Source organism: Pseudomonas sp. B21-047 (assembly GCF_024748775.1).
Taxonomy (GTDB): Bacteria; Pseudomonadota; Gammaproteobacteria; order Pseudomonadales; family Pseudomonadaceae; genus Aquipseudomonas; species Aquipseudomonas capeferrum.
In genome coordinates, this window is record NZ_CP087169.1 from 746,692 (window position 1) to 760,141 (window position 13,450).

Here is a 13,450-nt window from a genome sequence, read left to right on the forward strand (position 1 = left end):
GGTTGCCAGACCGCGGTGGCGCACTATAAGGCCGGACACCCTAAACCGGCTAGCATGCCTAGGATTATGGCAAAGTGCCAGCCCGGTTGTCCGCTGGCGCTCGGCCTGCCGACGGTCGTGGTCGCGCCCCTGTGGTTCGGCAAGCCCCTGCAACCTGTGCGAGAATGTCGCCCGCTTCAATGACAACGCTTCGGAGATGTTCGGTTTTGGTTACTCACTTTTCCTCCAATGGCCTCGATTCCGCCTGTGGGCGCAGCAGTCAGACCCTTGTCAGCACTGCCGTGACCGAGGACGTATCCTGCAAGTCGTGCCAGCGTTCGCTGGTCAAACCCGAGGCGGCAGCCGCCTCGAAAAGCAAGGCCCCGTCGCTGGCCGAACTGCGCAAGACCGCCAAGGCGGCAGCAGCACCGGTTGCGGCCGCGCCCGTGGTGAAACAGCCGGCTACCCAGGCCGTCAGCAAGCCTGCCGCCAAGCCGGCCAAGGCCGCCGAGCAGCCTGCCCGCAAGGGTGGCTTCAGCGTCAAGTCTGCCTGGGCCGCGCGCCTGGCCGAGCAGGGTGGCGGTTGCCGGTTGCCGCGGGGCAAGGCCAAACAGCGTCACGTCTGAGCCTTTTCGGGCAATTGTGTTTGCTGGTTCATTCGCGGGGCAAGCCCGCTCCCACAGCCGCAATCGACCTGTAGGGGCGGGCTTGTCCCGCGAATGGGCCGTAAGCGGCCCCCTGTTGATCCCCCCACCCGGCCCTCCTATGCAACGCCGCGCGTTGGCGTAGAATGGTCGACTTTGTTCAATGACACCCCGTAAACACATCCCCCTGGCCCATTGCCGGGGCGTTCGTCGATGTCTTTACCTATTTAGAGGGCTTGGTTTTGGCTCAATACGTCTACACCATGCATCGGCTGAGCAAGGTCGTGCCGCCGAAGCGCGAAATTCTCAAGAACATCTCCCTGTCGTTCTTCCCAGGCGCCAAGATCGGCGTGCTCGGCCTGAACGGCGCGGGTAAATCGACCCTGCTGCGGATCATGGCGGGCGTCGACAAGGAATTCGACGGCGAAGCCCGTCCGATGCCCGACATCAACGTCGGCTACCTGCCGCAGGAACCGCAACTCGACCCGGCCAAGACCGTACGTGAAGTAGTCGAAGAAGCGGTCAGCGTGATCAAGGACGCCCAGGCTCGCCTGGACGAGGTCTACGCGGCTTACGCAGAACCCGACGCCGACTTCGACAAGCTGGCTGCCGAGCAGGCCAAGCTCGAGTCGATCCTGCAGGCTGCCGACGGCCACAACCTCGAGCGCCAGCTGGACGTTGCCGCCGACGCCCTGCGCCTGCCGGCCTGGGACGCGAAAATCGAACACCTGTCCGGTGGTGAAAAGCGCCGTGTGGCCCTGTGCCGTCTGCTGCTGTCGGCACCCGACATGCTGCTGCTCGACGAACCGACCAACCACCTGGACGCCGACTCGGTGGCCTGGCTGGAGCGCTTCCTGCACGACTTCCCCGGCACCGTGGTAGCGATTACCCACGACCGTTACTTCCTCGACAACGTCGCCGGCTGGATCCTCGAACTGGACCGCGGCGCCGGTATCCCGTACGAAGGCAACTACTCGGGCTGGCTGGAAGCCAAGTCGGACCGTCTGGCGCAGGAATCCAAGCAGCAGAGCGCCCACGAGAAGGCCATGAAAGAGGAACTGGAGTGGGTGCGCAAAGGCGCCAAGGCCCGCCAGTCCAAATCCAAGGCACGTCTGCAGCGCTTTGAAGAAATGCAGTCGCAGGAATTCCAGAAGCGCAGCGAAACCAACGAGATCTACATCCCGGCCGGCCCGCGCCTGGGTGACAAGGTCATCGAGTTCAAGAACGTTTCCAAAGGCTATGGCGATCGCGTGCTGATCGACAACCTGTCGTTCGCCATGCCCAAAGGCGCCATCGTCGGCGTGATCGGTGGTAACGGCGCCGGTAAGTCGACCCTGTTCCGCATGCTGATGGGCAAGGAGCAGCCGGACTCGGGCAGCATCGAGATCGGCGAAACCGTGCAACTGGCCTGTGTCGACCAGAGCCGCGAAGACCTGGACGGCAGCAAGACCGTGTTCCAGCAGATCTCCGACGGTTCCGACCAGATCCGCATCGGTAACTACGAGATCCCGTCACGCACCTACGTTGGCCGCTTCAACTTCAAGGGCGGCGACCAGCAGAAGTTCGTCAAGGACCTGTCCGGTGGTGAGCGTGGCCGTCTGCACCTGGCCCTGACCCTGAAGGAGGGCGGTAACGTCCTGCTGCTCGACGAACCGTCCAACGACCTCGACGTCGAAACCCTGCGTTCGCTGGAAGAAGCCCTGCTGGACTTCCCGGGCGCCGCGATCGTGATTTCCCACGACCGTTGGTTCCTGGACCGTGTGGCCACGCACATCCTGGCGTACGAAGACGACTCGAACGTGATGTTCTTCGAAGGCAACTACACCGAGTACGAAGCTGACCGCAAGAAGCGCCTGGGCGATGCTGCTGCCCAGCCGCACCGTGTACGGCACAAGAAGCTGGCCCAGTAAGCCCGTTTTCGATGCACAAGAATGGGGCCCTCAGGGGCCCCATTTTTGTGCCTGGCATCAATGGGTGCCACCCCCTTCGCGGGGCAAGCCCGCTCCCACACAATTTCCAGCGATCTTGGGCCTTTCATAGATCCTGTGGGAGCGGGCTTGCCCCGCGAAGAGGCCCGACCTGCTAACAACAATCCATCAATTTTGTATACATTTATATAAAACGCACCAAATAATTTCAAAAAAACGACATCACGCCCTGTTCTCGTGCGATTGCTTCTTGGTACATTCGAAAAAAAACCAATAAGTCCAATCCCTCTTGGTGAGATGTCTACCATGGTCGAATCTGTCGATAATTTCCTCGCGCGCCTCAAGCAACGCGATCCTGCCCAGCCCGAGTTCCACCAGGCAGTGGAAGAAGTCTTGCGCACTCTGTGGCCGTTCCTCGAAGCCAACCCCCATTACCTGCAGGCCGGTATCCTGGAGCGCATGGTCGAACCCGAGCGCGCGGTGCTGTTCCGCGTTTCGTGGGTCGATGACCAGGGCAAGGTCCAGGTCAACCGCGGCTACCGCATCCAGATGAGCAGCGCCATCGGCCCGTACAAGGGCGGCCTGCGCTTCCACCCGTCGGTCAACCTGAGCGTGCTCAAGTTCCTGGCCTTCGAGCAGGTGTTCAAGAACTCCCTGACCTCGCTGCCCATGGGTGGCGGCAAAGGTGGCTCGGACTTCGACCCGAAGGGCAAGAGCGATGCAGAAGTGATGCGCTTCTGCCAGGCCTTCATGAGCGAGCTGTACCGCCACATCGGTGCCGACGTCGACGTGCCTGCCGGTGACATCGGCGTGGGCGCCCGCGAGATTGGCTTCATGTTCGGCCAGTACAAGCGCCTGGCCAACCAGTTCACCTCGGTACTGACCGGCAAAGGCATGACCTATGGCGGCAGCCTGATTCGCCCAGAGGCCACCGGCTACGGCTGCGTCTACTTCGCTGAAGAGATGCTCAAGCGCCGCGACCTGCGCATCGATGGCCGTCGCGTGGCGATTTCCGGCTCGGGCAACGTGGCCCAGTATGCCGCGCGCAAGGTCATGGACCTGGGCGGCAAGGTCATCTCGCTTTCCGATTCCGAGGGCACCCTGTACGCCGAAGCGGGCCTGAGCGACGCCCAGTGGGACGCCGTGATGGAGCTGAAAAACGTCAAGCGTGGTCGCCTCAGCACCCTGGCGGGCGAGTTCGGCCTGGAGTTCCGCAAGGGCCAGACCCCGTGGAGCCTGCCGTGTGACATCGCCCTGCCGTGCGCCACGCAGAACGAGCTGGACACCGAAGACGCCCGCACCCTGCTGCGCAATGGCTGCTTCTGCGTGGCCGAAGGCGCCAACATGCCGACCACCCTCGAGGCTGTGGATATCTTCCTGGAGGCGGGCATCCTGTACGCTCCGGGCAAGGCGTCCAACGCTGGCGGCGTGGCCGTGTCGGGCCTGGAGATGTCGCAGAACGCCATGCGCCTGCTGTGGACGGCCGGTGAAGTGGACAGCAAGCTGCACAACATCATGCAGTCGATTCACCATGCCTGTGTTCACTACGGTGAAGAGGCTGACGGCAAGATCAACTACGTCAAGGGCGCGAACATCGCCGGCTTTGTGAAAGTAGCTGATGCCATGCTGGCGCAGGGCGTGGTCTGATCCAAAACCGATGGGGCCGCTTTGCGGCCCCATCGGCCCGCCGCTCCTACAGGTGTGGGGGCGGCCTCACGCCTCACCCTCGATGGCGACCACCTCGATCGTCTGATCCCCTACCGGCCGCCGCCAAACCACTTCATCCCCAGGCCCCGCGCCTAGCAAAGCCCGCCCCAGCGGCGACCCCCAATTGATCAACCCGCGCCCCGCATCGGCCTGATCTTCCCCAACCAGCTGCACCTCGTGCGCCTGGTCGTGCTCATCGACAAACCTCACCCGGCTACCAATCTGCACCTTGCTCCGCGAAGTGGCGGCTGGCACCACTTGGGCACTCTGCACCCGGGCGCTGAAGTAGCGCAGGTCACGCTCGGCATCGGCCAGGCGCTGCTTGTCGGCACGCTCGCCCTGGGCCTGCAGCTGGCTGCGCACTGTGTTGAGTTCGGCCACCCGTTGCTGCAGTTGCGCCAGGCCCAGGGCCGTGACGTAGTTGGGCTGCTCGCTGACCCGCCGCTCTACCGGCTGGTCGGCTTGGGCGGCGGCCTGGTCTTCGTTGACGAATGCTCGGCTCATGGTGGCCTCCTTGTGCTGAAGACCATGATGGCAGGCCGCAGGTTTCAAAGGATGTCCGATTGCGACCTAGGGGTGGCGGTAGGCCCGTGCAGCGCCGCGGTCTTTCTCCTGCTCCCAGTCACGGTCGCGTTGGTCCCAGTAGCGGTCGCGGTACTGACGCTGCTCTTCGCTGTTCTGCAGGGCGTGACACTGGCGAAAACCATCGTCCCAGCCGCTTTCGTACTGGCGGTTGTGCAGGTAGCGCGGCACGTCCTTGCGAAAGTCGCCGACCATCAGCCCGGCAGCCTGGCGGCCGCTGCTGCAGCCATCCTGGAAGCCATCGGCGTAGGCGGGCGGGTAACCGTGGTTGAGCATCTGTTCGTGGGTCGTTGCGCACCCAGACAGCAAAAAGGCAAAGCACAGGCCTAACCAGTACCGCGACATAGCCACCAGACCCTCCAGTTGATGCGGGAGAGTCTAGGTGGCGGTTTGTCGGTGGGCTGTCAAAACAGCGTCAAAGAGTCAGTAGTGGTACCACTTCAGCTCCAGCATCACCTCGTTCTGCGCCGTCGCCAGGTGGCTGAACTCACGCGACGCACTTAGCCGCAGGCCCAGGTTGCGGCTGATTTCCCATTGCTGGTTCAGGCTTACACTGCGGCGCACCTCGCCATTGGTGAAGAAGTCGCCCTTGGCCTCCAGCGTCATGTTGCCCAGCCCGTTGCGCCACAGCAGCCCGCCGTTGAAGCCCGCCGCCGGGGAAATGAACTCGGCGAAGTCGTTGTGGTGCTCCACGCGTACCGTGCCCAGGGCGAAGCCCAGCAAGCCATCGGCCAGTTGCCAGGTACCGCCGGCACCGCCGTTCACATGGCTTACCAGCACCTCGTCGTCATGCTTGCCCGGCACCCGCTCCAGGCCGCCGGTCACTTGCCATGACCACGGCTTGAGCAGCGCGTTGCGCGGCGTCAGGGAGCGAATGGTGGCGAGGTCCAGGCGCTGTACCTGCCAGTCGTTGCCTTCGTACTGGCGCACTTTGAGCTGCAAGATCTCGATCTGCGCGCCCAGCGGGAAGCCGTAGGCGTTGTCGTTGAGGTCGTGATAGGCCATGCGCAGGCCGTACTCGGCGTAGGCGCGGTCTTCCCGCGTGCCGACACCGAGCTGCCAGGTGCGTGAGTCATGGCCATCTTCGGGCAGCCCGGGGCGCTCGATATCCAGCGCTGGCGGCGGGTTGCGGTTGATCGCCCGCAGCAGCTCGAAGCTGCGCGTGGCCTGGCCCGGGTCGCGCTCCTGGCCGTTGGCGCGGTAGCGCTCCAGGCGGTAGGCGGCGTCCTGCACCAGCGCCTGGCGCTCGCGCGGCAGGGCGGTGAAGGCCGGGCTTTGCAACTGCGCGGTATCGGCGCTGACCGCCAGTACCTGCTGCTTTTCGTGGGGGGCCAAAGGCTCGGCGCGGGCCAGCAGTTCGCGCTCGCGCGAAGGCCGGTAGTTGACGCTGGCCACCAGGCCAGACTGGCGCACCGCCTTGACCGTGTCGGTGGGGATGGCGGTCAGCGGAAACTGCGAGGTCAGGTCCAGGCTCGGCCGGGCTACTTGCAGCAGTTCCAGCAGGCGATAGGAGCAGTTCTCGTCGAAGAAGAAGTAATCGAACTGGATCTGCTTGAGCTCCCACACATGCTCGACCATGCGCCCGGTCTCTTGCGGGGTGAGGTCCAGCTTGTACTCCCACAGGTCGCGGTTTTCCAGGCTGCGGTACTCGGACAGCTTCTCTTGGTACGGCATCAGCGCAAACAGGCCTGGATAGCCGCCCATCAGGCCCTTCCAGGCGTACAGGATGCTGTTGTCGCTGCCTTCGATGTAGGCGCCGAAGTTGATCGCGTAGCTCAGCAGCGTGGTGTCGTCGCTGTGGGTGGTGGACTGGTCGATGCGCAGCAGTGTATGGCCGAACATCGACGATGGGCTGTTCAGGTAGGCCGCCGGGAAGATCAACGCGGCGCTGTGCGGGTCGATCGAGGTGTACCAGGTCTTGAATTCCTGGCAGTCGGGCTGCGGCAGGTCAGTCAGCCCCAGTTGTTCCTTGAGCCAACGGGTGCGTGCCGGAAAGACGCATTGGGCATGCTTGTCGCCCAGGCTGGCCGGCGCATACAGCGCCTGCACCGTGGCCCGCAACTCCTGGTCGGGGTGGTGCGCGCCATCCTCGGCGAGAAAGAACCGGGTGTCGTCCACATAGCTTCGCCAGCCACCGAGCTTGGCAGTCTCGTAATGGCCCAGGGCGATCCAGTAGGGGGTACTGGCCAGTTGCTGAATACGGCCTTCATCCAGCGCAGGCGCAGCATGAACAGGGGCGCAGGCACACAGCGCCAGGTAAGCGAGGCGTTTGAGCATATCGGGCAACTACTTCTTCACGATGCCGAAAAAAAGGCGAAACCCGCCCCGGAGGTGGGGCGGGGCAAGCTGCACTTAAGCCTCGGTTGCGTACTTGGCCAGGCGTGGGTCGCTCTTCAACACCGCCAGGGTGTTGCTGTGCACGGTTTCGGCCGTGACGTCGGCGCTGCTGAAGATCTGGTTGAAGTGCTGGTGGGTGACCGACTCGAAGTAGGTGCGGTCTTCAGGCGCTACACCCAGTACCACGGCATAGGTGGTCAGAGCCTCGCCCTTGCCCATGGCCATGTCTTCGGACAGTTCGTTCATCATGCCGTTCATGGCAAACCAGGACTTGCCGCCATAGGTCAGCGAAGCCTTGGTGGAGCAGCCGTTGGTGCCGGAGGTCATGCCGAAGGTGGCATTACCGGAGGTACCGTTGGTGGTGGAAGCCAGGAAGTGGGCCGGCGTACCGCGCTGGCCTTCGAACAGCATGTTGCCCCAGCCGCAGTTCGGGCCGCCAGGCGCCTCGGCCATGGCATTGAGGGAGACCACGGTGAACAGAGTACCCAGAAGAATCCGTTTCATAGCATTTGTTCTCTATTTGTCTTAACCAAGGGTCAGGGTTTCTGGCAACTCGGTTGCCAGGCGGGAAAGCTTTTCACCCACCCGCGCAGCTTGGAGTTTAGGCACGATCTAAAGGTTGCGTTGTTGATTGCGAAAAATTTGCCTGAAGCGCTGTGTTATCGCGACTGCGACATAAAGTCCCGCCGAGCCTTGCAAGGCGCGCGCGGGCAGCGCCAGAATGCTGCGTATCCGCCCCGCCGAAGTAAGGAAACCCAATGCCCGATCCTGTCGCTGCGCGCCTGCGTCTTGCGCCTGAAGCCCTGACCCGGCGTTTTTCCCCCGAGCAGTTTGCTTTTACCCACACTGACGATCTGGAGCCGTTTCGAGGTGTCCTGGGCCAGGAGCGAGCAGTCGAGGCCCTGCAATTCGGCGTGGCCATGCCCCGCCCTGGCTACAACGTGTATGTGATGGGCGAGCCCGGCACCGGCCGCTTCTCGTTCGTCAAGCGCTACCTCAAGGCCGAGGGCAAGCGCCAACACACCCCTGCCGACTGGGTCTACGTCAACCATTACGAAGACACCCGCGAGCCGCGTGCCCTGGAGCTGCCTTCGGGCACAGCCGGTGAATTCATCACCGACATGAACGGGCTGATCGACAACCTGTTGTCGACCTTCCCGGCGGTGTTCGAGCACCCGTCGTACCAGCAGAAGAAGGGCGCCATCGACCGTGCCTTCAACCAGCGTTATGACCGCGCCCTGGATGTGATCGAGCGCGCTTCGCTGGAAAAAGACGTGGCCCTGTACCGCGACGCCAGTAACGTCGCCTTCACCCCGATGGCCGAAGGCAAGGCGCTGGACGAGGCCGAGTTCGCGCAACTGCCGGAGGCGGTGCGTGAGCAGTTCCACGAAGACATCGCCCTGCTCGAGGAGCGCCTCAACGAAGAGCTGGCCAGCCTGCCGCAGTGGAAGCGTGAGTCGAACAACCAGCTGCGCCAGCTCAACGAAGAAACCATTACCCTGGCCCTGCAGCCGCTGCTGGCGCCGCTGTCGGAAAAGTACGCCGAGAACGCGGCGGTCTGCGCCTACCTGCAGTCGGTGCAGTTGAACCTGCTGCGCACCGTGGTCGAGCAACTGGTCGATGACAGCAAGACCGACGCCGTGGCGCGCAAGATGCTCGAAGAGCAATACGCGCCGAGCCTGGTGGTGGGTCATCACCACGACGGTGGCGCGCCGGTGGTGTTCGAGCCGCACCCGACCTACGACAACCTGTTTGGCCGGATCGAATACAGCACCGACCAGGGCGCGCTGTACACCTCCTACCGCCAGTTGCGCCCGGGGGCGTTGCACCGGGCCAACGGCGGCTTCCTGATTCTTGAAGCCGAGAAGATGCTCGGCGAGCCCTTCGTCTGGGATGCCCTCAAGCGGGCGCTGCAGTCGCGCAAGCTGAAGATGGAGTCGCCGCTGGGCGAGCTGGGCCGGGTGGCGAGCGTCAGCCTGACGCCGCAGATGATCCCGCTCAACGTCAAGCTGGTGATCATCGGCTCGCGTCAGCTCTACTACGCGCTGCAGGACCATGATCCGGACTTCCAGGAAATGTTCCGGGTGCTGGTGGACTTCGACGAAGACATGCCCATGGTCGACGAGAACCTGGAGCAATTTGCCCAGCTCTTGCGTACCCGCACCAACGAAGAAGGCATGGCGCCGCTGACCAGCGACGCCGTGGCGCGCCTGGCCACCTACAGCGCCCGGCTGGCGGAAAACCAGTCGCGGCTGTCGGCACGCATCGGTGACCTGTTCCAGCTGGTCAGTGAGGCCGACTTCATTCGCCAGCTGGCCAGCGACGAGATGACCGACGCCGGGCACATCGAGCGTGCGCTCAAGGCCAAGGCCACCCGCACCGGGCGTGTGTCGCAGCGGGTGCTGGACGACATGCTCGCCGGCATCATCCTGATCGACACCGAAGGCGCGGCCATCGGCAAGTGCAACGGCCTGACGGTGCTGGAGGTGGGTGATTCGGCATTCGGCATGCCGGCGCGTATCTCGGCCACGGTCTACCCCGGCGGCAGCGGCATCGTCGACATTGAGCGTGAGGTCAACCTGGGCCAGCCGATCCACTCCAAGGGCGTGATGATTCTCACCGGCTACCTGGGTAGCCGCTACGCCCAGGAGTTCCCGCTGGCCATTTCGGCGAGCATTGCCCTGGAGCAGTCCTACGGTTACGTCGACGGTGACAGTGCCTCGCTGGGTGAGGTGTGCACGCTGATCTCGGCGTTGTCGCGCACGCCGCTCAAGCAATGCTTTGCCATCACCGGTTCGATCAACCAGTTCGGTGAAGTGCAGGCGGTGGGTGGGGTCAACGAGAAGATCGAGGGCTTCTTCCGGCTCTGCGAGGCGCGCGGCTTGACCGGCGATCAAGGCGTGATCATCCCGCGTGCCAACGTGGCCACGCTGATGCTCGACGAGCGGGTACTGCAGGCGGTCGAAGGCGGGCAGTTCCACGTGTATGCGGTCAGCCAGGCCGACGAGGCGCTGAGCCTGCTGGTGGGCGAGGAGGCCGGCACGGCGGATGAAAATGGCGAGTTCACCGAGGGCAGCGTCAACGCCCGCGTGGTGGAGCGCCTGCGCGAAATCGCCGAGATGATCAGCGAAGAGGACATCAAAGAGGCAGAAAAGGAACGCCTGGAAGAGGTGATTGCGCAGGCTAAACCGGCCTAAGTCAATAAACCGGCGCTGGCGGCGATGTGCTACCGTTCAGCGCCGGTTTTCCAACTTTCTGTGCTGTTCCTCTATGCTGGAACTTAGGACGGTATCAGCGTTCAGGATGGAAACAGCCTGAGGGTTTCAGGCTGAACAGGGCTCATTGGAGGGGACGCGGCCATGCGCAACCTCAGCCTTACTCGCCAGTGCCTGGGCCTGGTGACCCGCATCGAATGCAGCATCCGCCCACTGGCCGGCGACAACGGCATGTGGACGCTGCTGTTCGCCGCCGGCATGGCCGGCGAGCAACCTTCGGCCATCAAGGCCCAGGGGCCGTTTCACGGGCCGCTGGTGGCCGAGTCGGTGCTCAATGCCATTGTCGACAGCCTGACGCTACACGGGTATCAGGTTGCCGAAGACCCGCAGATCTGGTGCCTGCACCTGCAGGCCCAGTTGCGTCGCATCAATGGCGAGCGCTGTCGTAACCTGGGGGATTACCAGTTCCATCCGGAAAGCTAGGCGATTGCTGGGGCCGCTGCGTGCCCCATTCGCGACACAAGGCCGCTCCCACAGCGGTGGCCGGGTGCGGCCTTGTGTCGCGATTGCGCTACGCAGCGGAGCCGGGCTTTTGCTGCAGCAGGTGGCTGGCTATACTCGCCGTCGCTTTTTCAGTCACCTGACGAGTCCCTACCCTCCATGGAACGTATTCTCGAAAATGCGATGTATGCCTCGCGCTGGCTGCTCGCCCCTATCTACTTCGGCTTGTCCCTCGGGCTGTTGGCCCTGGCCCTGAAGTTCTTCCAGGAAGTCGTTCACGTCCTGCCCAACGTATTTGCCCTGAGCGAAGCCGACCTGATCCTGGTGATCCTGTCGCTGATCGACATGTCGCTGGTGGGTGGCCTGCTGGTGATGGTGATGATTTCCGGCTACGAGAACTTCGTCTCGCAACTGGACATCGACGACAGCAAAGAGAAGCTCAACTGGCTCGGCAAGATGGACTCATCTTCGCTGAAGATGAAAGTTGCTGCCTCGATCGTCGCCATTTCGTCGATTCACCTGCTGCGCGTGTTCATGGACGCACAGAACATCTCCACCGACTATCTGATGTGGTACGTGATCATCCACATGACCTTCGTGGTGTCGGCCTTCTGCATGGGTTACCTGGACAAGCTCACCAAGCACTGAGCCCGCTTGATAGGGTAAAACTGACGAGTGGCGTCAGTTTTACCTTGTGTATTCCCTGCCCCTGTACAAAAAATGAGCACTCATGCGGTTCCCGCTGCGAGGTGCTCTCATGAACCTGCATCAGCTCAATACCGAGGCCAGGGTTGGCCATGTCGACGAACTCAACCTGATCGCCATCGAAGGTGGTGATTACCTGCTTGAGGCCCGGGTCAAGGGCCGTGCGCATCCGCTTTCCGACAGCCGCGGGCAACGCTTGCGCGTGCACTCCGTGGAAGAAGCGCGTGACCTGCTCAAAGCCCTTCCATTGCTGTCACTGAACCTGTTGCACTGGTCAGTGCAGGACGAAATGTGCGGCATGGGCACGCACCCCGAAGAAGACCTGAAAGTACCGATTTCCCAGCGTTCGGCCTGGTAGCTGCTCCAGGCGCCCCAGTGTGCTAGGCTGCTCGCCCTTTTCATCAAGGGCGCGGCTTCACTGCGCCCTGCAGTGGAGCACGACAATGTCCGAACTCAACCTGTCTACCGACGAAACCCGCGTCAGCTACGGCATCGGCCGTCAGCTGGGTGGCCAACTGCGTGACAACCCGCCACCAGGCGTCAGCCTGGACGCCATCCTGGCCGGCCTGACCGACGCCTTCAACGGCGCCGACAGCCGCGTCAGCGAAGCCGACCTGTCGGCCAGCTTCAAGGTCATCCGCGACATCATGCAAGCCGAGGCAGCTGCCAAGGCTGAAGCAGCGGCTGGCGCCGGCAAGGAATTCCTGGCCGAAAACGCCAAGCGCGAAGGCATCACCACCCTGGCTTCGGGCCTGCAGTTCGAAGTGCTGACCGCAGGTGAAGGCGCCAAGCCGACCCGCGAAAGCAACGTGCGTACCCACTACCACGGTACCCTGATCGATGGCACCGTGTTCGACAGCTCCTACGAGCGTGGCCAGCCGGCTGAATTCCCGGTAGGCGGCGTGATCGCTGGCTGGACCGAAGCCCTGCAACTGATGAACGCTGGCAGCAAATGGCGCCTGTACGTGCCGAGCGAGCTGGCCTACGGCGCCCAAGGCGTTGGCAGCATCCCGCCGCACAGCGTACTGGTGTTCGACGTCGAGCTGCTCGACGTTCTGTAATGCCTATGGGGCCGGCTTAGCCGGCCTCAGTTCCAATCCGTCCCCTCAGGGCGCAACGCCCGCGCATAGCAGAACAGAAACAAATTCCGCACCAGCTCCTTGAGCACCCCAGGTTCGCTCGAATTCAGCCCGCTCATGTCCAGGTCGCCCTGGTCGCGCAGTTCATCAAGGGCTTCTTCTTCAAGCACCGCGCACACTTCGCCGGTCTCGCGATGCAAGATGCGCAGGTAAGGGTGAGGGCGGTCCAGCCAGGCGTCGATCAGATAGGTCATGGCTATTCTCCTTGGATAGCAGTTCCAATGAGAATAATTCTTATTATCAAAATAGCAAGGGTCTATTGCCGTATTTTTGCCCAATGGTGCAGTGACCCTGTTGCAGGATCTGTCAGGGCCACCAGAAAGGTAGCCCCGTTGCACCCTAGGGTTAGACCTTGCGCACGAACTCGGACTTCAGCTTCATGGCGCCGATGCCGTCGATCTTGCAATCGATGTCGTGGTCGCCGTCGCACAGGCGGATGTTCTTGACCTTGGTGCCGACCTTGACCACCAGGGACGAGCCCTTGACCTTGAGGTCCTTGATGACGGTGACGGTGTCGCCGTCCTGCAGCACATTGCCGACCGAATCCTTTTTCACCACGTCATCGCTGGCGGCATCGGCTTCGCCGTTGGCCGACCACTCGTGCGCGCACTCGGGGCAGATCAGCTGGGTGCCATCCTCGTAGGTGTATTCGGAATTGCATTTGGGGCAGGGCGGCAAAGTGCTCACTTCGGTTCCTTAAACAGACAGGCGGT

14 protein-coding genes are annotated in these 13,450 nt (G+C 62.9%); 8 read left to right on the forward strand and 6 right to left on the reverse strand.

The window, feature by feature from the left end:
* Window positions 1-206 precede the first annotated feature (206 nt).
* The 3 genes from LOY26_RS03420 to gdhA all read left to right on the forward strand — a co-directional run bounded on the left by LOY26_RS03420 (window position 207) and on the right by gdhA (window position 4,198).
* A complete protein-coding gene (locus LOY26_RS03420) occupies window positions 207-605 on the forward strand; it encodes a hypothetical protein (RefSeq protein ID WP_047582799.1) in 399 nt (132 codons plus the stop codon).
* Between the two features lie 260 nt (window positions 606-865).
* A complete protein-coding gene (ettA, locus tag LOY26_RS03425) occupies window positions 866-2,533 on the forward strand; it encodes an energy-dependent translational throttle protein EttA (RefSeq protein ID WP_027594531.1) in 1,668 nt (555 codons plus the stop codon).
* A 324-nt stretch (window positions 2,534-2,857) separates the two neighbouring features.
* The gene (gdhA, locus tag LOY26_RS03430) at window positions 2,858-4,198 is read left to right on the forward strand and encodes an NADP-specific glutamate dehydrogenase (protein WP_033701391.1); all 1,341 of its coding nucleotides are present in this window, start codon (window positions 2,858-2,860) and stop codon (window positions 4,196-4,198) included.
* Between the two features lie 66 nt (window positions 4,199-4,264).
* Here gdhA and LOY26_RS03435 read toward each other — a convergent pair whose 3' ends face one another.
* From LOY26_RS03435 to LOY26_RS03450, 4 genes are all read right to left on the reverse strand, one after another.
* Window positions 4,265-4,762, reverse strand: coding sequence for a GreA/GreB family elongation factor (locus LOY26_RS03435; protein ID WP_258714399.1), 498 nt, complete (start codon window positions 4,760-4,762; stop codon window positions 4,265-4,267).
* Between the two features lie 66 nt (window positions 4,763-4,828).
* Window positions 4,829-5,185: a lipoprotein gene (locus LOY26_RS03440; RefSeq protein WP_033701385.1), complete on the reverse strand. Its 357-nt coding sequence runs from the start codon at window positions 5,183-5,185 to the stop codon at window positions 4,829-4,831.
* A 78-nt stretch (window positions 5,186-5,263) separates the two neighbouring features.
* Entirely contained in the window at window positions 5,264-7,117 is a 1,854-nt protein-coding gene (locus LOY26_RS03445) for a DUF4105 domain-containing protein (RefSeq protein WP_033701384.1), read from the reverse strand.
* A gap of 75 nt (window positions 7,118-7,192) precedes the next feature.
* Complete coding sequence (locus tag LOY26_RS03450; RefSeq protein ID WP_033701382.1) at window positions 7,193-7,681, reverse strand: DUF3015 domain-containing protein; 489 nt, start codon at window positions 7,679-7,681, stop codon at window positions 7,193-7,195.
* A 254-nt stretch (window positions 7,682-7,935) separates the two neighbouring features.
* On the opposite strand from LOY26_RS03450, the gene LOY26_RS03455 reads away from it, so the two are divergent.
* The 5 genes from LOY26_RS03455 to LOY26_RS03475 all read left to right on the forward strand — a co-directional run bounded on the left by LOY26_RS03455 (window position 7,936) and on the right by LOY26_RS03475 (window position 12,659).
* Entirely contained in the window at window positions 7,936-10,374 is a 2,439-nt protein-coding gene (locus LOY26_RS03455) for a Lon protease family protein (RefSeq protein ID WP_033701381.1), read from the forward strand.
* 162 nt (window positions 10,375-10,536) lie between these two features.
* Window positions 10,537-10,875 (forward strand): hypothetical protein, encoded by a 339-nt coding sequence (locus tag LOY26_RS03460; RefSeq protein ID WP_016713353.1) that lies wholly within the window; start codon window positions 10,537-10,539, stop codon window positions 10,873-10,875.
* A gap of 177 nt (window positions 10,876-11,052) precedes the next feature.
* Window positions 11,053-11,541: a TIGR00645 family protein gene (locus LOY26_RS03465; RefSeq protein ID WP_016501546.1), complete on the forward strand. Its 489-nt coding sequence runs from the start codon at window positions 11,053-11,055 to the stop codon at window positions 11,539-11,541.
* 109 nt (window positions 11,542-11,650) lie between these two features.
* Window positions 11,651-11,956 (forward strand): DUF6482 family protein, encoded by a 306-nt coding sequence (locus LOY26_RS03470; RefSeq protein WP_033701379.1) that lies wholly within the window; start codon window positions 11,651-11,653, stop codon window positions 11,954-11,956.
* Between the two features lie 85 nt (window positions 11,957-12,041).
* Window positions 12,042-12,659 (forward strand): FKBP-type peptidyl-prolyl cis-trans isomerase, encoded by a 618-nt coding sequence (locus LOY26_RS03475; RefSeq protein ID WP_033701378.1) that lies wholly within the window; start codon window positions 12,042-12,044, stop codon window positions 12,657-12,659.
* Between the two features lie 26 nt (window positions 12,660-12,685).
* On the opposite strand, the gene LOY26_RS03480 is transcribed toward LOY26_RS03475, so the two are convergent.
* On the reverse strand, window positions 12,686-12,931 hold the full coding sequence (locus LOY26_RS03480) for a hypothetical protein (protein ID WP_095064002.1): 246 nt from the start codon (window positions 12,929-12,931) through the stop codon (window positions 12,686-12,688).
* A 151-nt stretch (window positions 12,932-13,082) separates the two neighbouring features.
* Entirely contained in the window at window positions 13,083-13,424 is a 342-nt protein-coding gene (locus LOY26_RS03485; RefSeq protein ID WP_033701376.1) for a zinc ribbon domain-containing protein YjdM, read from the reverse strand.
* Window positions 13,425-13,450 lie beyond the last annotated feature (26 nt).

Excerpts from the sequence above, each read along its gene's own strand:
- LOY26_RS03475 (WP_033701378.1), top strand. The coding sequence starts at position 12,042 with ATGTCCGAACTCAACCTGTCTACCGACGAAACCCGCGTCAGCTACGGC.
- gdhA (WP_033701391.1), top strand. The coding sequence starts at position 2,858 with ATGGTCGAATCTGTCGATAATTTCCTCGCGCGCCTCAAGCAACGCGAT.
- LOY26_RS03445 (WP_033701384.1), bottom strand. The coding sequence starts at position 7,117 with ATGCTCAAACGCCTCGCTTACCTGGCGCTGTGTGCCTGCGCCCCTGTT.
- LOY26_RS03470 (WP_033701379.1), top strand. The coding sequence starts at position 11,651 with ATGAACCTGCATCAGCTCAATACCGAGGCCAGGGTTGGCCATGTCGAC.
- LOY26_RS03465 (WP_016501546.1), top strand. The coding sequence starts at position 11,053 with ATGGAACGTATTCTCGAAAATGCGATGTATGCCTCGCGCTGGCTGCTC.
- LOY26_RS03435 (WP_258714399.1), bottom strand. The coding sequence starts at position 4,762 with ATGAGCCGAGCATTCGTCAACGAAGACCAGGCCGCCGCCCAAGCCGAC.
- LOY26_RS03455 (WP_033701381.1), top strand. The coding sequence starts at position 7,936 with ATGCCCGATCCTGTCGCTGCGCGCCTGCGTCTTGCGCCTGAAGCCCTG.
- LOY26_RS03460 (WP_016713353.1), top strand. The coding sequence starts at position 10,537 with ATGCGCAACCTCAGCCTTACTCGCCAGTGCCTGGGCCTGGTGACCCGC.
- LOY26_RS03450 (WP_033701382.1), bottom strand. The coding sequence starts at position 7,681 with ATGAAACGGATTCTTCTGGGTACTCTGTTCACCGTGGTCTCCCTCAAT.
- LOY26_RS03480 (WP_095064002.1), bottom strand. The coding sequence starts at position 12,931 with ATGACCTATCTGATCGACGCCTGGCTGGACCGCCCTCACCCTTACCTG.
- LOY26_RS03440 (WP_033701385.1), bottom strand. The coding sequence starts at position 5,185 with ATGTCGCGGTACTGGTTAGGCCTGTGCTTTGCCTTTTTGCTGTCTGGG.